The 19,116-nt window shown below is 64.8% G+C and carries 14 protein-coding genes and 1 pseudogene; 3 read left to right on the top strand and 12 right to left on the bottom strand.

What is annotated here, in order from left to right:
* Positions 1–32 precede the first annotated feature (32 nt).
* From TZ03_RS21330 to TZ03_RS21315, 4 genes are all read right to left on the bottom strand, one after another.
* On the bottom strand, positions 33–2,282 hold the full coding sequence (locus TZ03_RS21330) for a hybrid sensor histidine kinase/response regulator (protein ID WP_051100262.1): 2,250 nt from the start codon (positions 2,280–2,282) through the stop codon (positions 33–35).
* The gene (locus TZ03_RS21325) at positions 2,279–3,055 is read right to left on the bottom strand and encodes a substrate-binding periplasmic protein (RefSeq protein ID WP_051100261.1); all 777 of its coding nucleotides are present in this window, start codon (positions 3,053–3,055) and stop codon (positions 2,279–2,281) included. Before TZ03_RS21325 ends, TZ03_RS21330 begins: the two co-directional genes overlap by 4 nt.
* Positions 3,052–3,768, bottom strand: a complete 717-nt coding sequence (locus TZ03_RS21320; RefSeq protein WP_051100260.1) for a response regulator — start codon at positions 3,766–3,768, stop codon at positions 3,052–3,054. Before TZ03_RS21320 ends, TZ03_RS21325 begins: the two co-directional genes overlap by 4 nt.
* Positions 3,769–3,842: 74 nt before the next feature.
* Entirely contained in the window at positions 3,843–4,487 is a 645-nt protein-coding gene (locus TZ03_RS21315) for a TetR family transcriptional regulator C-terminal domain-containing protein (protein ID WP_051100259.1), read from the bottom strand.
* Between the two features lie 130 nt (positions 4,488–4,617).
* On the opposite strand from TZ03_RS21315, the gene TZ03_RS21310 reads away from it, so the two are divergent.
* Entirely contained in the window at positions 4,618–5,364 is a 747-nt protein-coding gene (locus TZ03_RS21310; protein ID WP_051100258.1) for an enoyl-CoA hydratase, read from the top strand.
* Between the two features lie 261 nt (positions 5,365–5,625).
* Here the strand turns inward: TZ03_RS21310 and TZ03_RS21305 are convergent, their stop codons facing one another.
* Genes TZ03_RS21305 through TZ03_RS21295 form a run of 3 tightly spaced genes read right to left on the bottom strand, consistent with a single transcriptional unit; the run spans position 5,626 to position 9,798 of the window.
* The gene (locus TZ03_RS21305; protein WP_051100257.1) at positions 5,626–6,681 is read right to left on the bottom strand and encodes a lipocalin-like domain-containing protein; all 1,056 of its coding nucleotides are present in this window, start codon (positions 6,679–6,681) and stop codon (positions 5,626–5,628) included.
* Entirely contained in the window at positions 6,671–9,133 is a 2,463-nt protein-coding gene (locus TZ03_RS21300) for an ABC transporter permease (RefSeq protein WP_051100256.1), read from the bottom strand. The genes TZ03_RS21305 and TZ03_RS21300 overlap by 11 nt, the downstream gene beginning before the upstream one ends.
* The gene (locus TZ03_RS21295) at positions 9,133–9,798 is read right to left on the bottom strand and encodes an ABC transporter ATP-binding protein (protein ID WP_051100255.1); all 666 of its coding nucleotides are present in this window, start codon (positions 9,796–9,798) and stop codon (positions 9,133–9,135) included. The genes TZ03_RS21300 and TZ03_RS21295 overlap by 1 nt, the downstream gene beginning before the upstream one ends.
* A 213-nt stretch (positions 9,799–10,011) precedes the next feature.
* On the opposite strand from TZ03_RS21295, the pseudogene TZ03_RS21290 reads away from it, so the two are divergent.
* Positions 10,012–11,120 (top strand): annotated as a pseudogene (locus TZ03_RS21290) (Rieske 2Fe-2S domain-containing protein).
* Positions 11,092–12,042: a PDR/VanB family oxidoreductase gene (locus TZ03_RS21285; RefSeq protein ID WP_051100253.1), complete on the top strand. Its 951-nt coding sequence runs from the start codon at positions 11,092–11,094 to the stop codon at positions 12,040–12,042. Before TZ03_RS21290 ends, TZ03_RS21285 begins: the two are co-directional and overlap by 29 nt.
* A gap of 6 nt (positions 12,043–12,048) precedes the next feature.
* On the opposite strand, the gene TZ03_RS21280 is transcribed toward TZ03_RS21285, so the two are convergent.
* From TZ03_RS21280 to mdlC, 5 genes are all read right to left on the bottom strand, one after another.
* Entirely contained in the window at positions 12,049–12,762 is a 714-nt protein-coding gene (locus TZ03_RS21280; RefSeq protein ID WP_051100252.1) for a GntR family transcriptional regulator, read from the bottom strand.
* 405 nt (positions 12,763–13,167) lie between these two features.
* Entirely contained in the window at positions 13,168–14,421 is a 1,254-nt protein-coding gene (locus TZ03_RS21275; RefSeq protein WP_152645508.1) for an OprD family porin, read from the bottom strand.
* Positions 14,422–14,540: 119 nt separating this feature from the next.
* Entirely contained in the window at positions 14,541–16,016 is a 1,476-nt protein-coding gene (locus TZ03_RS21270; RefSeq protein ID WP_051100251.1) for an aldehyde dehydrogenase family protein, read from the bottom strand.
* A 14-nt stretch (positions 16,017–16,030) separates the two neighbouring features.
* Positions 16,031–17,371, bottom strand: a complete 1,341-nt coding sequence (locus tag TZ03_RS21265; protein WP_051100250.1) for an MFS transporter — start codon at positions 17,369–17,371, stop codon at positions 16,031–16,033.
* 49 nt (positions 17,372–17,420) lie between these two features.
* On the bottom strand, positions 17,421–19,007 hold the full coding sequence (gene mdlC, locus TZ03_RS21260) for a benzoylformate decarboxylase (RefSeq protein WP_051100249.1): 1,587 nt from the start codon (positions 19,005–19,007) through the stop codon (positions 17,421–17,423).
* Positions 19,008–19,116 lie beyond the last annotated feature (109 nt).

Genomic DNA, 19,116 nt, shown 5'->3' with positions numbered 1-19,116 from the left:
GAAGATGTAAAAAGTCGTAAGTTTTTTGTACGTCAGCTCTGGATCAGCTGTTCCAGGGTTGCGCGGGCCTGGCCGAGCTGGCTTGCCAGCGGCTCGCCGAGCGCTTTCAACGCCTGGGCGTCGTGCTGCCGGGCCGCCTCCTCAAGGCGTCGCAACAGCACAGCCAGGCCAGAAAAACCCAGCGAATCGCAACTGCCGGCCAGGCGGTGGGCCAGGTGCAGCACTTCGGTAAAGTCCTGGGCCGGCAGCGCTTCGGCCAGCGACGTGGCGTGCTGTTCCAGCGACTGGCGCAATACCTTCAGTAGGCCCTGCAGCTTCTGCTCGCCCAACAGGGAGCGGTGGGTGTCCAGCAGCGCCCAATCCATGCCCGTGCCAGCACCAACCACCTCGCCGGGCGCCACTTCGGCCAGCGCCTGGCGCAGGTTGTCCAGCCGCAATGGCTTGGCCAGCACGCCCTGCATGCCGGCGTCCAGGTAACCCGGCACTTGCCCCGGCTGCACACCGGCCGTCAGCGCCAGAATGCGGCTGTCGCGGTTCGGCCCGGGCATGGCACGCAGCTGCCGGCACAGTTCCACCCCACTCATGCCGGGCAGGTGCACGTCCAGCAGGATCAGGTCGAAACGCCGCTGTGCGCAGGCCTGCAAGGCTTGCCCTGCGTCTTCGGCAAAGCTCACCCGGTGGCCATCGCGCAGCAGCAACCCGCCCGCTACCTCACGGTTCAGCGCCACGTCCTCGACCACCAGGATATCCAGGCAGGCCATGGCCGGTTGGCTTGGGGTACTGGCAGGCTGCTGCCCACGGGCCATGTCGAGTTCGAACCAGAAGCAACTGCCCTGCCCTTGCACGCTGTCCAGGCCAATGCAACCACCCAGCTTTTCCACCAGGTGCTTGCAGATTGCCAGGCCCAGGCCGGTGCCGCCGTAGCGGCGGGCCACGGCCTCGCTGGCCTGGACGAAGCGATCGAAGATCTTCGCCTGCACGGCCGGCTCGATGCCGATGCCATTGTCACTGATCGATATCCGCAAGCGCTGCGAGGCCTCGTCACTGACCAGCACCTGCACCTTGAGCCAGACCTGGCCGTGTTCGGTGAATTTGATGGCATTGGCCAGGAGGTTGCTCAACACCTGGCGCAGGTACTGTTCGGCACCGTGCTGGTACCCGGCCAGTTGCTCGTCGATGTCCAACTGCAGGGTGTCGCCGTTGTCCATGGCCATGGGTTCGAGCAGCGCCAGCACTTCCAGGCACAACTGGCGCAGCGAGAAACCGACCAGCTCGGCGCGGCTCTCGCCCTCCTCGAGCCGGGCGAAATACAGCACTTCGTTAAGAATCGCCAACAACCCCTCACCGGCCTTGTACAACGCTTCGACACGCTGGCGGTCGGCCGCCTCCAGGCGCCCGCCGCGCAGCAGCTCGGCCATGCCCAGGATACCGTTGAGCGGCGTGCGTAGCTCATGGCTCATGGTCGCCAGGAAGCGCGACTTGGCCAGGTTGGCGGCCTCGGCCTCGTCCTTGGCCCGGGCCAGGCTGGCGGTACGCCGCTCGACCATGGCCTGCAGTTCGTCACGCTTGTCCTGCAAGGCCAGGCGGTCGCGCTCGCGGCGTTCGATATCGCTGAGGATGGCGCGGCGCATGTCGTCCAGGGCATGGGCCACGGTGTCGATCTCATCGGGGCGCGCCGAACGGCGGCGGCCCAGACGCAGCGGCTCTTGCCACTGTCCGGCACCAATACGGCGGGCGAACTCGGCCATCACTTGCAGATGGCGGGTGACCAGGCGGTAGAACAACCCCGACAACGCGACTGCCAGGCCACACAGGAAAACTCCCATCCACAGCAGGCTGGCCAGCCCGGTGGCGTACAGCCGCCGGTGCACCGCGCCAAGGTCGATGCTGACTTCCAGCTCGCCCAGGTGCCGTGGTGGCCCCGAGGGCGGCTGATAATCGAGGGGAAAGCGCTCGATGCGCAGCGGCCCCTTGGGTTCGGCCTCACCACGCAACAACTGGAAATCATCGCTGAGCAGACGCACCCGGGCCACATCGGAAAAGTCCACCAGGCCACGCAATTGCGTATCCAGCTGCGCCTCGTCCAGGTCCCACAGGCTGCGCTCCAGGCTGGCCAGGTAACCGGCGCGGATCAACGCCATGCGCGCCTCGATGTCGCGCATCTCGCGGCGGTATTCGAAATACAGCTGTACCGAACTGGCCAGCACGGTGAAACACAGGCTGAATAGCAGGATGAACAGCAGCAGGCGGCGCAACAGGCCATCGGTGCGCAGGCGGATCATCGGGCATCCGCCGGTAGCTTGATCATGTCGCGGTAGGTGACTTCGCTCTGCTCCAGCCAGCGCTCGATTTCGCCAGCCTGGTTCATGCGCTGCAGCTGCGCGTCGATTTCATCCATGTGCTGGCTCAAGGGGGATTGCCGCGATACGGCAACGCGCAGGTAGTCCACGCTTAGCGCCGTGGGCAATGCGCGGATGTCTTGCGCACCGGACAGGTGCTCGATGAACAGCTGGCCGGTGCGCCGCTCCTGGATCACGTAGTCGATGCGCCCACGAATCAACTTGCCGAAGTTCTGCTGGCTGGACGACACCCGTTCGATGTTCTGGTGGCGGGCGACGAAGCGGTCGAACTCGGCGCCGTAGCTTTCGCCGTACAGCAAGCCGCCACGATAACCGGCCAGGTCCTCCAGGCGCTGGAACTGCACCGGACGCAGGCGGTTGTAGAACACCGCCACTTCCTCGCGCACCACCGGCACCGTGGAAAAACGCATGCGCTGGTCACGCTGGTCGCTGTTGTAGGCCAGCACCACGTCCACCCGCCCGGCGGCGGCGTCCATCAGGCAGCGCTTCCAGTTGCCCAGCACCACGGTCTGCACCTGGTAGCCCATGCGCGCGAACAGTTCGCGCACCACGGTCGGTGCCAGGCCGCGCACCTGATGGCCGTCGCTCCAGGAAATCGGCGGATACACCGGGTAGTCGCAGTAGCGCACCGGCTCTGCGGCAATGGCCTGGCCGGCAAGCAGTGACAGGGCCAATACCCGGGCGCTGGCGATCATGCCGCCACGCTGGCGGTGAACAGGTAGCCGGTGCCATGGATGGTGATGATCAGCTGCGGCTCGGCCGGGTCGTCGTGCAGCTTGCGGCGCAGGCGGCCAACCAGCACGTCGATGGAACGGTCGTTGGGCACCCACTCGCGGTTGCGGATCTGGTCCATCAACTGGTCGCGGCTGAGGGTGTGGCCGCTGTTGCGCAGGAACACGCTGAGCAACTGGAACTCACCGTGGGTCAGCAGGGTTTGCCCGCCGCGCGCGTCGATCAAGCGCCGGCGGTCGGTGTCCAGTGCCCAGTCGGCGAACTGCTTCAGCGACTGCGCGCAGGCCGGTGCCGGCTGCACTTCGCGGGCATGGCGCACGCGGCGGATCAGGTTCTTGGCGCGGGACACCAGCTCACGGGGGTTGAGCGGTTTGATCACATAGTCGTCGGCGCCGCATTCCAGGCCGACGATGCGGTCGATGTCATCGTTGCGGCCGGTGATGAGGATGATGCCGACCTCCGAGCGCACCCGCAGCTCACGGGTCAGGGTGAGGCCGTCCTTGCCGGGCAGGCGGATGTCCAACAGCACCAGGTCGACATCCTGGCTACCGAGCAGGGCTTCGGCCTTTTCCGCGGTGTCGGCGCAGTGCACGTCATAGCCTTCCTGGGACAGATAGGCCTGCAGCAAGTCACGAATAAGCGGATCGTCATCGACGATCAATACCCGAGGCGTCATTGCGTGTCGTCTCTTTTTTTTTGGTGTTGTTCTACAGACTGGCGACAGCAGCGTACTCGTTACTGAACAGGCGATCAACAGCCCTCGGGCAGGCTGAAGCGCCGCCGGCCGCCGGCCTGCAGGCCATCGACCCAGGCCTCGCAGATCACCACGCCCTGCTCGGGGGTGAAGGTGCCGGGGTTGAGCCCCGACTCCAGCCACAGGCCGTCGAGCAAGGCACTCAGGCTGATGGCAGCGAGATCGGCATCGAAGCCCTGCCAGCCCTCCTCCTTGGCCAGCGTGGCGAGCAACTGGCTGAGCTCGTTACGGTATTCGCCATAGGAATGGTCATGCACCTGGTTGATCGACTCTGCCGTCTTCACCGCACCCCAGAACGCCAGCCAGGCGTCGAGCAATTGCGGGTCGAGCAGCTCGGCGCAGAACGAGGCGCGGAAGAACGCCGACAGCCGCTCGCGGGCATTGGGCGCGGCCTGGGCCATGGCCTCGCGCAGCAGGCCCATCACTCGGCCGGTGACGGCCATGTAGGCCTCTGCCACCAACTCGTCCTTGCCGGCGTAGTGATGGCTGATCAGCCCGACCGAAACCCCCGCCTCGGCCGAGATCTTGCGGATCGACGCGCCCTGGAAACCATGGCGCTTGAGGCACACCAGGGTCGCCTCGACCAGGTTGGCTTTGCGCAATTCCGGCAGCATGCGGTGGTAGCGGGCTTCCTGGTTCATCGGCGGGTCTCTTGTCAGGGGCTGGCGGCCATGGGCTGGACTGAACGACTGTACAACAAGCAGGAGCGCATGATAAACCCTAAGCGCCAATGCCCGCCTGGGCCCGACCATAACAACAAAAGCGGCTGCCATGAACGACCTGATAACACGCGACCTGGACCAGGGCCTGCTGACCCTGGCCTTCAACCGCCCCGACAAGCTCAATGCCTTGAACAGCGCCATGTACCAGCAGTTGGGCGACCTGCTGCTGGCGGCGAGTGAAGACCCGCATGTCGAAGCGATCATCATCACCGGTGGGCCACACTGCTTCACCGCCGGCAACGACCTGCGCGACTTCCTCGACAACCCGCCCGACGACCTGGACAGCCCGGTGTTCCGCCTGATGCGGGTAGTCATGGGCCTGGACAAACCACTGATTGCCGCGGTCAGTGGTGCGGCGATCGGCATTGGCGCCACCCTGTTGCTGCATTGCGACCAGGTATTGGTTAGCCGCGCGGCCAAGGTGCGCATGCCCTTCGCGCCGTTGGGCGTGTGCCCAGAGTTCGGCTCCAGCCTGTTGCTGCCACGCTTGCTTGGCCAGGCCCGTGCGGCCCGCCTGCTGCTGGGCAACGAGCTGCTCGATGGCGAACAGATGGTGGCCTGGGGGCTGGCCAATGAACTGCACGAGGACGGCGAACAGTGCCTGGCCGCAGCCCGCAAGCTGGCGCGACAGCTGCAGGGCTACCCGCAGGCGGCACTGCGTATCAGCAAGCGCTTGCTCAAGGACAGCCAGCGGGCCGAGCTGGAGGCGACGGTGGCGCGGGAAAGCCAGTTGTTCATCGAGTGCCTGCGTACTGAAGAAGCACGAGCAGTGTTGCGGGGGTTGATCAAAGATTGATTGGCTGACGCGGTCTTTTTTGTGGGAGCGGCCTCGTGTCGCGAAAGGGCCGCACAGCGGCCTCAGGATTTCAGCTTTCATGCAAAAATTGCTGGGGCTGCTTTGCAGCCCATCGCCGGCAAGCCAGCTCCCACAGGTACCGCGCAGATCTCAAGCTTTGCGCAGTGCCTGTGGGAGCTGGCTTGCCGGCGATGAGGCCAGTACAGGCAATACAAGACAGTTGCTTCCACAAAGACCGCGACATGGCCAGAATTTGTGGTGCTAGTACCCAGTCATCTCCAGATACCCGCGCCCACCCGTACTGCCGTTCAAGCGCACCGGCCCCTCCCAATACGGGAACCGCGTATCCATCCACGCCTGCGGCTCCACTGCATCAACCTGCACATCCACCCCATGCTCAGGCACCTGTACCCGCCAGCGCGTCGGCATTTGCTTGCCGTTCTTCTGCCGCGCCCAGGCCAGCGCCTGCAGCTGAATCTCGGCCCCTTGCAGCGCCACCACCTCACCCTGCTGCCCAATCCAGGTGCCGGCGCGATAGGCCTGCCCTTGCATCTCCCGTACCTGGAACAGCATCAGCTTGGCGCCACTGTCCAGGTGCAGGGAAAACCAGTCCCAGCCCGTCTGCCCGGCGGCCAGCGGCTGGCTGCTCCATTCCCGGTCCAACCATGCCTGACCAGTGACCGCGATGCACTGGCTGCCTCGCTGCACTTCCCCGTGTACCTGATAGAAGGGCTGGCTGTAATAGTACGAGGCCTGCCCCTTCCCGGACTTCTCGCTGTAGCCCTGATCCCCGTGCAACACCAAAGGGTGATCGCTGCGCAAGTGCAGGTCATAGCGAAAGCCTTCGCCAGCCGCGACCATTTGCAGGCTTTCGATACTGCCCCTGCCCTGCAATGACCAATCATCGATCCACGCCCGGAACGGCTGGGCCTGCACACCGGCCTGGCCGATACCGCCGCGCGCCAGGGTTTCGCCAGACTGATGGCCGCCCGGGCCAGTCAGTGCCGCATGCCCCATCCACAGGTTAGGGCTGTTCCAGTCAGCAGTTTCCGGGCCGGGGCGCAGGGCCGAGCGGAACAGTGTCCACTGCGCCCCCCAATCACGCCCTTGGGCATCCTTGAGGTTGGCGGTGACGTACCACCATTCGATGCGAAAGCCATCGTGGGCGCCATGGTCGCGCGGAAATTCCAGACGCTGGCCGCGGGTCACCTGGCTGAATTGCTCCGCCTGCTGCCCGAGCCCGGCATAGCTCTGCGGTGCAGGCTGATCGCAGCCGCACAGCAAGCCACAGAGCAACAGCCAGGCATTACGCTTCATCGGCAAATGGCCTCAACAGTTCACGCGGCTGGCGACGCGCCAGTTGCCACAGTGGCCCGGCGCTGGCCAGCAGGCTGGTGAGCAGGCCCAGCGCAGCCAACTGCAGCAGTTGCATGGGGAACACGTAGAGCGGCAAACGCCAGCCGAACGCCTGTACGTTCACCACCGCCACCAGGCACCAGGCCAGCAACAGCCCCAGCGGGATCGCCAGCAGCACGGTGAGGCTGCTGAGCATGAGCGTCTGGCCAAGACTCAACCAGACCAGCTGTGCACGCCGCACGCCCAACGCCCATAGCGGCGCCAGCTGACCCAGGCGGGACTGGCCCAGGGTCAGCAGGTTGATGAACAGCGCCACGCCAGCCACGCCAAGGGTAAGGCTGTTGAGCGCGGCGGTGGCAGCGAAGGTGCGGTTGAAGACATCAGTCGACCAGCGTTTCAGGCGCGCCTGCTCGACCACACGGCTGTCGTCCAGGTTGTAGCGCTGTTGCAGTGCGACCTTCATGGCCGCCCCCTGCTCGGCAAGCAGGTCGACGCTCAGGCCAGTCAACGCCGCCTCTGGCCACTGTTCACGCAGCCAGTTGGCATTGACCAGTACATGCCCCTTGGGGTTGCCGTAGTCGGCATAGATACCCATGACGACCAGAGCTGGCGACGTGCTAGCGGGCAGCCTCAGGCTATCGCCCAGATGCAGCTTCAGTCGTCTGGCCAACTGCTCGCTGAGCATTACGGCCTGCCCATTGGCCAGTTGCTTCCAGGCGTGTGGCTGCTGCTCCAGCAACGGCCAGCGGGTTCGATAAATGGGGTGATCGACAATGCCCTGAGCTTGCACCGGCCAGCCTTGCAACTGCATTTCGACACGCCAGCCAGGCAGGACCACGCGGACTGCAGGTTGCTGCCCAAGCCACTCGGCTATCTGCAAACCCTGGGCAGTATCGCGTGGGGTGACGTACAGATCGGCGGACAGGCGCTGGTCAAGCCAGCCGACAAAGGTCTTGCGAAAGCCCTCGGTCATGCTGCCCACCCCGACACTGGCGGCCAGCGCCAGCAACAAGGCCATCAACGCCAGGCTCAGGGCCGGCAGTTGCTGGCGGCTGTCGGCGATGAACCATTGCGTTAATGGCCGCTGGCAACGCTGCGCCAGCCAGGCCAGCACCCGGTCGAGCAAAGCCGGCAGCAGCAGTGCCGCCGCCAGCAGCAACCCCGCCAGCATGGCGAATGCGCTGGGCAGGCCGCTACCCAGCACAGCACACCCCAGGCTCGACAGCAGTAAAAGGCCCGCAAGCAACGCCTGGCGTTTCAACCACGGCCCCTGCGCCAGACGCCACGCCTGAGGTTGCGCGAGCGCCAGCAACGGTAACCGGGCTGCACGCAATACGCTGCCCACCCCGGCCAGCAATGCCCCCAGTACGCTCACCAGCACACCCAGCAGCCACCACCACGCTGGCAGGCTCAAGGTCCCGGCGACCTGGGCGCCATACAGGCCGCGCAAACTAGCGGCCACGTCGGGCAACAACCACGCGGCCAACCCATAGCCACTGGCGACCCCGGCCAATCCGCCCAGTACTGCGAACAACCCCAACTCCAGCACCAAGGCACACAGCAGGGTCTTCAGGCTGATGCCATAGGCACGCAGGTTGCGGATCAGCCCCCGCCGCTGTTCCAGCGCCAGGCCGATCGCGGCATGGGCAATGAACAGGCCGACGACGAACGCCAGCAGGCCGAGGGCAGTCAGGTTGAGGTGGAAGCTGTCGGTGAGGCGCTGCAAGCCGCCATCGTCTTGTTGAGGTTGCAGCGCCAGGTAGGGGCCGATGTCCGCAGGCAATGGCCTCGACGTAGCAGCCACCAGCAAGCGCGACAACTGCCCGGGCGCGTGTAGCAACGCCTGGGCATGGCCGATATCGACCACGATCACCCCGGGCGCCAGTGCAGGCTGTAGAACCAAAGGCGGCAGCAACTGCCCTTCGCTGTCACGTGCCGGCTGCCCTGGGTTTACGTTCAACTGCCGCAAGGTGTCTGACCCAACCCAGGCCTGCCCTGGCGAGCCGATGAACGCCTGCAGGTCGAATGCCTGCGGCTGCACCCCGGCAATGCTGCTGGCCGGAGGCAGGCTCAACGGCTCGATGCCGATCAGCCGCACGCTGCGCGCCGGCTCGCCCGGCAGGCGCAAGCGCCCTTCCAGCACTGGCGACACCGCCCAGCCCTGCTTGCGCAGTTGCACGTACAGCGCCTGGTCGAAGCGCTCGCCATTGCGCGGCAGCAGTTGCGCCTGCAACGGCCCGGCCAGCACCGCGCTGGCCCGGGCATAGTCGCTGCGCGCCTGGCTGTTCAGCGCCTGCACGCCAGTCCACAGCGCCGTGGCCAGCCACAGGCCGGTGAAGATGCTGAAGCACTGCACACGATGGCGCCGCCAGTGGCTGAGCAGCGCCAACAGGGCCAACGACAAAAGCCTCATCAGCCCTGCTCGGCCCGCACGCGGCCTGCCTGCAGGTAGCAACGCTGCTGCAACCGCGCCGCCAGCCGAGGGCTGTGAGTGACCATCAGCACACCGCTGCCGGCTTCGGCGACCAGTTGCAACAGCAGGTTCAGCACTTCATCGCTGCTGGCTTCATCGAGGCTGCCGGTGGGTTCGTCGGCCAGCAGCCAGGCCGGGCGCCCAGCCAGGGCGCGGCCGATGGCGACACGCTGTTGCTGGCCACCAGAAAGCTGTTCCGGGTAACGCGAAAGCAGGTCCGCCAGGCCCAGGCGCTGTGCCAGGTAAGCCACCCAATGCGGGTCATGCCGCCCGGCAAGGCGGGCCTGGAACGACAGGTTCAGGCCAACGTCCAGACTGCTGATCAGGTTGTACTGCTGGAACACCAGGCCAATCCCCTCGCGCCGCCACAACGCCAGCGACGCCTCCGAACGGCTGTCGAGCGGCACGTCGTCGATCAGGATGCGGCCACTGTCGGCGCGGTCCAGGCCAGCCACCAGGTGCAGCAAGGTGCTCTTGCCGCTGCCCGACTCGCCCATCAGCGCCAGGCTGCTGCCACGCAGCAACCGCAGGTCGACGCCCTGCAAGACCGGGAGCTGACCTTGGGGGGTGGGGAATGATTTGCAGAGTTGTTCGATGACCAGCATCGACGCCTGTTCCTCATGAAAACAACGGCTGAATACCTTGACTAGGAATAGCAGGTGTTGTGGGCAATGCATTAACCGAGCACATAATGGATCCATTGACAGTCCGATAATCGCCCAGAACCCGCGAAATACAGACATTTTTAATTGACCCTCATTGAGATCCGGCGATTTAATGGATCCATTAAATAAAAACAAAACCCCGGAGAGCCTCCCATGTACCCGAAAAACACCTGGTACGTCGCCTGCACCCCTGATGAAATCGCCAGCAAACCCCTTGGCCGGCAGATCTGTGGGGAAAAGATCGTGTTCTACCGCAGCCACGAGAACCGTGTAGCCGCCGTGGAGGACTTCTGCCCACACCGCGGTGCGCCGCTGTCGCTGGGCTATGTCGAGGACGGCAACCTGGTGTGCGGCTACCACGGCCTGGTCATGGGCTGCGATGGCAAGACGGTCTCGATGCCAGGCCAGCGGGTACGTGGCTTTCCGTGCAACAAGACCTTCGCTGCGGTGGAGCGCTATGGCTTCATCTGGGTCTGGCCCGGCGACCAGGCACAGGCCGACCCGGCGCTGATCCCGCACCTGGAATGGGCGGTGAATGATGAGTGGGCCTACGGCGGCGGGTTGTTCCACATCGGCTGCGACTACCGCCTGATGATCGACAACCTGATGGACCTCACCCACGAGACCTACGTCCACGCCTCCAGCATTGGCCAGAAGGAAATCGATGAAGCGCCGCCGGTGACCACTGTCACCGGCGATGAGGTGGTCACCGCCCGCCACATGGAAAACATCATGGCCCCACCGTTCTGGCGCATGGCCCTGCGCGGCAACGGCCTGGCCGACGATGTGCCGGTAGACCGTTGGCAGATCTGCCGCTTCACGCCACCCAGCCATGTGCTGATCGAAGTGGGCGTGGCGCATGCCGGCAAGGGTGGCTACCACGCCGATGCACAGCACAAGGCGTCGAGCATCGTGGTCGATTTCATCACCCCAGAGAGCGACACCTCGATCTGGTACTTCTGGGGCATGGCGCGCAATTTCGCGGCGCACGACCAGGCCCTGACCGACAACATCCGTGAAGGCCAGGGCAAGATTTTCAGTGAAGACCTGGAAATGCTCGAACGCCAGCAGCAGAACCTGCTGGCCTACCCTGAGCGCAATCTGCTGAAGCTGAACATCGATGCCGGCGGCGTGCAGTCGCGCAAGATTCTGGAGCGGTTGATCGCCAAGGAGCACGCGCTCCAGCCGCACCTGATCGCGACCAGCGCCACCCCTGCCTGAGGAATAGCCGACATGATCGACGCCGTAGTGGTATCCCGTAACGACGAAGCGCAGGGTATCTGCAGTTTCGAACTGGCGGCGGCTGATGGCAGCCCGCTGCCGGCCTTCAGCGCTGGCGCACATATCGATGTACACCTGCCTGGTGGGCTGGTGCGCCAGTATTCCCTGTGCAACCACCCCGAGGAGCGCCATCGCTACCTGATCGGCGTGCTCAACGACCCGGCATCACGCGGTGGCTCGCGTAGCCTGCACGAGCAGGTGCAGGCCGGTGCCCGGCTGCGCATCAGCACGCCGCGAAACCTGTTCCCATTGGCCGAGGGCGCGCGGCGCAGTTTGCTGTTCGCCGGGGGGATCGGTATTACCCCGATCCTGTGCATGGCCGAGCAGTTATCCCACAGCGGCGGGGATTTCGAGCTGCACTACTGCGCCCGGTCCAGCGAGCGCGCAGCCTTTGTCCAGCGCATCCGCAACGCGCCCTTCGCCGATCGCCTGTTCGTACACTTTGACGAGCAGCCGGAAACCGCACTGGACATTGCCCGGGTACTGGGCAGCCCGCAAGACGATGTGCACCTGTATGTGTGTGGGCCCGGTGGCTTCATGCAACATGTGCTGGACAGCGCCAGGGGGCTGGGTTGGCAAGAGGCCTGCCTGCACCGCGAATACTTTGCCGCGGCGCCGGTCGATAGCAGCGACGATGGCAGCTTTTCGGTGCAGGTCGGCAGCACCGGCCAGGTCTTCGAAGTGCCGGCCGACCAGACCGTGGTGCAGGTGCTGGAACGGCACGGCATCGAGATCGCCATGTCGTGCGAACAAGGTATTTGCGGCACCTGCCTGACCCGCGTGCTGCAGGGCACACCAGACCATCGCGACCTGTTCCTCACGGAAGAAGAACAGGCGCTGAACGATCAGTTCACGCCCTGCTGCTCGCGCTCGAAGACGCCCTTGCTGGTGCTCGACATCTGAGCCGGCTTACGACGAAGGCAAGATGACTTTCATGCCCGCGTCAACGGTCGCCCCGCCGAAGGTCTCGGCATAACGCAAGGTGGCATTGGCGTGCTCGCGCATGATCGCTTCGGCGCGGGCGCCCTGGCCGTTGACCAGGGCGTCGAACACCGCATGGTGCTGCATGTGCGCGAAGTTGAAGCGCCGGTATTCACGAGCCAGGTCATGGCGGTCCACGGCCAGTGCGGTAACCGAGGCGAACGGCAGGTGGTCGTTGCGCGCCAAGGCATCGGCAATGGCCGGATTGTGGCTGGCTTCGATGATCACCTGGTGAAAGCGCATGTTGAGGTCGTGATAGGCCTGCAAGTCTTCTTCGGTCACGAAGCCCTTGTCGAACAGCTGGTCGCCATCTACCAGACACTGCTGCAGCGCTGCGCGTGCTTGCGCTGACAAGCCACGCTCTGCGGCCTGTCGGGCAGCCAGGCCCTCCAGCACGCCGCGCACCTCGACCGCGCCGGCGATGTCATCGGCGCTGACCGAACGTACCCGGAACCCCCGCCCCCCAAAACGCACCAGCAGGCCCTCCTGCTCGAGGGTGCGAAACGCCATGCGTACCGGCATGCGTGAGACACCGAACAGTTCGGCGGTAGGAACTTCCATCAAGCGCTCGCCGGCCGCCAGTTCGCCCGAGGCGATCATCTTGCGCAACGCTACCAGCACCATTTGACCGGGTTTGCTCATCCAGGCAACTTCCAGAGACAGGAGCGGGCATCTTAGCGCAAGCCGAGGGGTTGTTGCTGGCCAGTTCGGCCGCCGGTATGCCGACCTTCACCTTGATCGGCATGCACAGGGCGATCGCGATTCCCCGTATGATCGCGTTCCTATAGGAGATCACCCAGCCCTATGCGCTGCGGTGTCGCGCAGAGTACTCAGTTCGTAAGCTCGACGCGGGCTTTGTGGGAGCGGCCTTGTGTCGCGAAAGGGCCGTAGTGCGGCCCCAGGATCTGGGTATCGGAGCATATATTGCTGGGGCTGCTCTGCAGCCCTTTCGCGACACAAGGCCGCTCCCACCTCGACCGCATAGGCCTCAAGCCCTGTGCAGTACCTGTGGGAGCTGGCTTGCCGGCGATGAGGCCAACAAGACATTTACAATGACAGCGGGTAGCTGACGATCAAACGCGTCTGGTCGAAGTCGCTATTGAAGCTACGCCGGTTGGTCGCGTTGTTCAGGCGGATGTTGAGGTTCTTCAACGCCCCGCTCTGGATGGTGTAGTTGACCTCGGTGTCGCGCTCCCACTCCTTGCCATTGCTGCCGGCCGCCGTGGTGGCATTCTCGCCATGCCCGTAACGCACCATCGCCAGCAGCCCAGGCACACCCAGCGCGGCAAAGTTGTAGTCGTAACGCACTTGCCACGAGCGCTCGTCGGCGTTGCTGAAGTTGCCGTTGAACATGTCATTGCCCAGGGTCCGACCGCTACTGCCGTACACCGACATCCACTGGCTGTCGCCACTGACCTTCTGCAGCCCCAGGTACAGCGTGTGACCGCTATGCGCGGCAGACAGCAAGGCGTAACCGGTGCGGCTCTGAATGTCGCCGATGCGGGCCTGGCCATCGTCCCGGTCGATGAAGTAACCGAGGTTGGCGCCTAGCGTCCACTCCCCTACCCGCTGGCTATGCAGCAGGTTGAAGTAGCTTTGCTGGTAGATGTCCTCCAGTTGCGAATGCCAGGCACCGATCAGCGTACGCTGCTGGTTGAAGCGGTACTCGGCACCGGCATAGTTGAACCCGTCCGAGGTCACCCCAGGCGCGGCCCAGGCAGAAAGGTCCTGCATGTCGGACGAGTTGCGCAGGCTCACCTCACGGTACTGGCCAGCCTGCAAGCTCAGGCCTTCGATCTCGCGTGAGTCGAGCATTGCACCGCGGAAGGTCTGCGGCAACAGGCGGCCATCGTCGTAACGCAGCAATGGAATGTCCGGCAGCAGTTCACCCACCTTCAACTCGGTGGCCGAAATGCGCAGCTTCGCAGCCAACCCGGCGCGGCCATAGTCGTCAGCCGCGCGGCCGTCATCATGCACTGGTAACAGGTCGGAGCCACTGGTCCCGCGGCCACTGTCGAGCTTCACGCCGAACATGGCGATGCCGTCCAGGCCGAAACCGATCAGCCCTGGGGTATAACCTGAGCTGAACTTGAAGATGAAGCCTTGGGCCCATTCCTCAACCTTGCTCTTGGCCGCCCCCGGGTCGCGGAAATCGCGGTTGAAATAGTAGTTGCGCAGTGTCAGCCCGGCCTTGGCATCCTCGAAGAAGCCGCCCTCCTCGGCCCAGGCTGGCAAACTCAGGCCCAGCGCCAGCGAAACCGCCAGGGATGAACGGGCCAGCGTGAAAGTTGTGTGCATCATTATTATTGTTCTCCGCTTTTCTTGGACGCAGCCGCCCCCCGCAGGCTGCCCAGAGCCCGTGGTGACGAGGCTGCACGAATGCCCGGCCTGGGCCGGGCGCTACTCAGTCACTCAGTGCATCAGAACGGATACTGGCGCGGCACATGCTGCACGCTGACCCAGTGATCACGGGTGAACTCGTCGATCGCCCAGTCACCGTTGAAGCGGCCAAGCCCCGAGTTCTTCTCGCCGCCGAACGGCGCGTTGGCCTCGTCGTTCACCGGAATGTCGTTGATGTGACTCATGCCCGCACGCACTTGGCGGGCAAAGCGCACGGCGCGCTCCAGGTTGCGGCTGAACACCGCACTGGAAAGCCCGAATTCGCTGGCGTTGGCCAGCTCCAGCGCATGGGTTTCGTCACGCGCACGCATAAGGCCCACCAACGGCCCGAAGATTTCGTTGCGCGCAAGGTCCATGTCGAAGGTGACCTCGCCATACACATGCGGGGCCAGCAGGTTGCCGCTGATGCCGCCCTCGTACAGCGGCTCGGCGCCTTCGTCATGCGCCAGCTTGATCTTGTCCAGCAGGCCCTGCAGTTGCCGGGCATTGATCACCGGCCCGATCACTGTGCCGGCCGAGGCCGGATCACCCACCGCCAGCTCCCTGACCCGTGCGACGAAGCGCTCGGCGAACGCCTCGTAGAGGCTGTCGTCAATGATGATCCGGTTCACGGCCATGCAGATCTGCCCCTGGTGCAGAAACTTGCCGAACACCGCTGCATTGACTGCCTGTTCGAGGTCGGCATCGTCCAGCACTACCAACGGGCTGTTGCCGCCCAGTTCCAGCGCGACGTGCTTGAGGTGTTCGCCACCGCTGGCGATGCGGCCGATACCACGCCCGACCGGGGTGGAACCGGTGAAGGTGATCAGCGCTGGCAGCGGGTGCTCGACGAAGGCATCACCAATCTCGCTGCCCGCGCCAACCACTACACTGAGTACCCCGGCCGGCAACCCGGCCTCTTCGAAAATGCGCGCCAGCAGCAGGCCGCCGCACACCGGGGTATCGCTGGCAGGCTTGACCACCACGGCGTTGCCCAGCGCCAGCGCCGGGGCAATCGAGCGCTGGGTCAGGTGCAGCGGGAAATTCCACGGGCTGATGACCCCGACAACGCCCAGGGCACTGCGGTACACGCGGCTTTCCTTGCCCGGCACGTTGGACTCGACGATGCGCCCGTGCACCCGCGACGGGAACGATGCCGACTCCAGCGCAATCGCCCGCGCCGCGCCCCATTCCAACTGGGCCTTGAGCCGGGTACTGCCGGACTCGCGAATGATCCAGTCGATGATTTCGTCGCGACGCCGGTCGAAGATAGCCACCACTTCGTGCAGCACCGCAGCGCGCGCAGCCGGCCCCAGTGCTGCCCATTGCAGTTGGGCACGGGCTGCCTCGTGGTAGGCGGCATCGAGGTCGGCGCGGCTGGCCTGTTGAATCTGCAACAACAATTCGTCGTTGTACGGGTTATGCACGTTCAGGGTCTTGCCGGCGCTGCCGGCGCGCCACTGGCCGGCAAGCGGTTGCAACTGAAGGTCTTGGTAACGAGGGCTATTGGCAGACATGCAAGGCTCCTTGGTCAGCAGGTAGGTTTGTTGGCAGCTTCAGGCTCACAGGCCTGTTGGGGGGCACGCACCTGGATGAAGACGATGGCCAGCGCGCCGATCACCCCAGGCAGAGCGAAGGCAAGGAAGTTCTGCTGGATGGGCAACTGCAACGACAGCAGGCTGCCACCCAGCATCGGCCCGGCGATGGCGCCGAGGCGGCCGATGCCAGCAGCCCAGCCCACCCCGGTGGAGCGGATGTGCGCCGGGTAGGCAATCGAGGCATAAGCGTGGATCACCGCCAAGGTGCCGATGGTGGTGGCGCCGGCGATCAGCAGCAGCAGGTTGAGCAACAGCGGGCCAGGGTTCAGCCCCAGTGCCGCCAGCGACACCGCAGCCAGCACGAAGAACAGCGCCAGCGTGCGCTGCACGCCCAGGCGGTCGGCCAGCCAGCCGCCGGACAGCGCACCGATCGTGGCGCCAATGTTCAGGGTTACCAGGAACGCCAGGCTCGAACCCAAGGCATAGCCGCCCTGCGCCATCAGCTTGGGCAACCAGGTATTGAGGCCGTAGCTCATCAGCATGCACATGGCGAATGCCACCCACAGCAACACCGTGGCCAAGGCCTGGCCAGGGCCGAACAATTGCGCCAGGCGTGCCTTGCCCAGCGGTTGAGCGTTGCCCGCCAACCGCAGCTCAGTGCCCGGGCGAAACGCCGGATCGACCTTGACCAGCAACTGCTCCAGCTCGGCGCGCCGCCCCTTCAGCTCAAGAAACGCCGCCGACTCCGGCAGGTAGCGCAGCATGAACGGCACCGCCAGCACTGGCAGCACGGCCACGTAGAACACCGCCTGCCAGCCCCACTGGGGGATCACCACGATCGCCAGCAAGGCCGACAGCACCGCGCCCACCGAATAGAAGCTGGACATCACGGTAATCATGGTGCTGCGCCGGCCTTGCGGGGCGAATTCGCTGATCAGGTTGACGGCGCTGGGCACCAGCGCACCCAGCGCCAGCCCGGTCACCAGGCGGCAGGCGCCGAGCTCCAGCGGGGTACGCGCATGGCCGGTCATGAACGCCGCCAGGCTGGCCAGCAGGGTGGTGAGGATGATCAGTTTGCGCCGGCCGAAACGGTCGGCCAGGGGCGCCAGCAAGGTACCGCCGAACAGCATGCCGAATAGTGCGCAACTGCCGAGCGTGCCGGCTTCGATGGCGCTCAGCTGCCATTCCTGCATCAGGCGTGGCACCACCGAGCCGTAGATCACCATGTCATAGCCGTCGAACAGCATGATGAAACAGCCCCACAGCAGAATCAGCAGATGCGTGCGATTGAAGGGTGCAGCATCGATCACTTCACTTACGGAAGTCGTCTTCATAGCCACCTCGATTGTTGTTTTTGTTGGGTGTCGCCTGGTGCGGGTCGGGTCAGGGCTCGATGGTCTGGGTCGGCACTTCGATCAGCACCGGCCGGTCGCTCTCCAGCGCTTCACGCAGCGCTTGGGCAAACGCACTGCCGGTTGCCGCATGCACCGCCTGTACGCCATAGCCACGGGCGATCGCACAGAAGTCCAGGCCCGGCACGTCCAGCCCGGGCGCATCGTTGACGTCCAGCACATCGGCGAACCAGCGCAAGGCGCCGTAGGTGCCGTTCTTGAGGATGATGAACACCACCGGGATGTTGTATTGCGCGGCGGTCCACAGCGCAGTGATGCCGTAGTTGGCCGAGCCGTCACCGATAACACCGATAACCCGTCGGCCCGGCGATGCCAGTTGCACGCCAACCGCTGCCGGCAGGCCGAAACCCAGGCCACCGGCGGCCGGGAAGAAATAGCTGCCCGGCTCGCGCATTTCCACGCGGCGCCAGAACGCGCCAACGGTGGAGGTGGATTCCTTGACGTAAATGGCATCCTTGGGCGCCAGGGCATTGAGCAGGTCGAACACCGTTTCCGGGCGCAACAGGCCACCGTCATCTGCCACCGCTTCGGCAGCCGGCAAGGCAGCCGGCATGGGTCTGGCGCTTTGTGGCACGCCGTCCAGCACGGCTTCGAGGGTGAGTGCGATGTCGCCGACCAGGGCGTCGCCCATTGGCGCCCGCGCCGCCTCGCCTGGGTCGCACGTCAGGTGCAGCAGTTGGCAATCGGCCGGCAGGTAGTTGCCTGGGGCGAATTGGTGGTAGCGGAATACTGGAGCCCCCACCACCAGAATCAGGTCATGCCCGGCCAGGTTGTGGCTGATACCGGCAATGGCCGCTGGCAGCACTCCGCGGAAGCAAGCATGGCGCGTGGGGAACGGGCAGCGCGACGCCGAAGGCGCAACCCAGGCCGGCATGCGCAGCTTTTCCGCCAACTGCACAGCCAGACCGTTGGCGCCACTGCCATCGACATCCGGGCCCAGCACCAGCACCGGGTTGCGTGCCACCGCCAGGCGCTGGCACAGCTGCTGCAGTTGCGCTGGCGACGGCAGGCCGGCGCTGCTGACTTGGCGCCGCGCCAGGTGCTCGACCCCGGCCGGGGCTTCACACGCCCAGTCGTCGTAAGGGATCGACACGTATACCGGCCCACGCGGTGCGAGGCTGGCGGTGTGAATCGCCTGGCTCAGGGCGCGCGGCACGTCCTGCGCAGTAGCGGGCTCGTGACTCCACTTGACCAGCGGCTTGGGCAACTGTGCAGCGTCGACATTGGCCAGCATCGCTTCCACCCCGATCATCGAGCGCACTTGCTGGCCGGCAGTGATCACCAAAGGGCTGTGCGAATACCAGGCATTGGTCAGGGCGCCCATGCCATTGCCGGTACCGGCAGCCGCATGCAGGTTGACGAAAGTCGGCTGACCGCTGGCCAGCGCATAGCCATCGGCCATGCCGACCACGGCGCCTTCGTGCAGGCCGAGGATGTAGCGGAAGTCCTCCGGGAAGCCCTTGAGGAACGGCAGCTCGTTGGAGCCAGGGTTACCGAAGATGGTGGTCAGGCCATGCTCGCGGAGGATGTCGTAGGTGGCGCCGTGAACAGTTTTCATAAAGCCCCTTGCAGCTTGTTTTTGGAATTCGGGTTACTTTTACAGCCACCTTCAGATTGATCAAATTGATACTATCTTTACCAAAAATAAAACTTGTCTATATGAAGCC

The sequence above is a fragment of the Pseudomonas sp. 10-1B genome, assembly GCF_000935045.1.
Lineage (GTDB): Bacteria > Pseudomonadota > Gammaproteobacteria > Pseudomonadales > Pseudomonadaceae > Aquipseudomonas.
Note: the sequence above shows the minus strand (reverse complement) of the source record. Positions and strands in the feature narration are given on the sequence as shown.

What these genes read in the sequence shown, in the direction of transcription:
- TZ03_RS21280 (WP_051100252.1), bottom strand. Translation starts at nt 12,762, where the DNA reads ATGAGCAAACCCGGTCAAATGGTGCTGGTAGCGTTGCGCAAGATGATC.
- TZ03_RS21330 (WP_051100262.1), bottom strand. Translation starts at nt 2,282, where the DNA reads ATGATCCGCCTGCGCACCGATGGCCTGTTGCGCCGCCTGCTGCTGTTC.
- TZ03_RS21310 (WP_051100258.1), top strand. Translation starts at nt 4,618, where the DNA reads ATGAACGACCTGATAACACGCGACCTGGACCAGGGCCTGCTGACCCTG.
- TZ03_RS21285 (WP_051100253.1), top strand. Translation starts at nt 11,092, where the DNA reads ATGATCGACGCCGTAGTGGTATCCCGTAACGACGAAGCGCAGGGTATC.
- TZ03_RS21270 (WP_051100251.1), bottom strand. Translation starts at nt 16,016, where the DNA reads ATGTCTGCCAATAGCCCTCGTTACCAAGACCTTCAGTTGCAACCGCTT.
- mdlC (WP_051100249.1), bottom strand. Translation starts at nt 19,007, where the DNA reads ATGAAAACTGTTCACGGCGCCACCTACGACATCCTCCGCGAGCATGGC.
- TZ03_RS21300 (WP_051100256.1), bottom strand. Translation starts at nt 9,133, where the DNA reads ATGAGGCTTTTGTCGTTGGCCCTGTTGGCGCTGCTCAGCCACTGGCGG.
- TZ03_RS21325 (WP_051100261.1), bottom strand. Translation starts at nt 3,055, where the DNA reads ATGATCGCCAGCGCCCGGGTATTGGCCCTGTCACTGCTTGCCGGCCAG.
- TZ03_RS21275 (WP_152645508.1), bottom strand. Translation starts at nt 14,421, where the DNA reads ATGATGCACACAACTTTCACGCTGGCCCGTTCATCCCTGGCGGTTTCG.
- TZ03_RS21265 (WP_051100250.1), bottom strand. Translation starts at nt 17,371, where the DNA reads ATGAAGACGACTTCCGTAAGTGAAGTGATCGATGCTGCACCCTTCAAT.
- TZ03_RS21305 (WP_051100257.1), bottom strand. Translation starts at nt 6,681, where the DNA reads ATGAAGCGTAATGCCTGGCTGTTGCTCTGTGGCTTGCTGTGCGGCTGC.
- TZ03_RS21295 (WP_051100255.1), bottom strand. Translation starts at nt 9,798, where the DNA reads ATGCTGGTCATCGAACAACTCTGCAAATCATTCCCCACCCCCCAAGGT.
- TZ03_RS21315 (WP_051100259.1), bottom strand. Translation starts at nt 4,487, where the DNA reads ATGAACCAGGAAGCCCGCTACCACCGCATGCTGCCGGAATTGCGCAAA.
- TZ03_RS21320 (WP_051100260.1), bottom strand. Translation starts at nt 3,768, where the DNA reads ATGACGCCTCGGGTATTGATCGTCGATGACGATCCGCTTATTCGTGAC.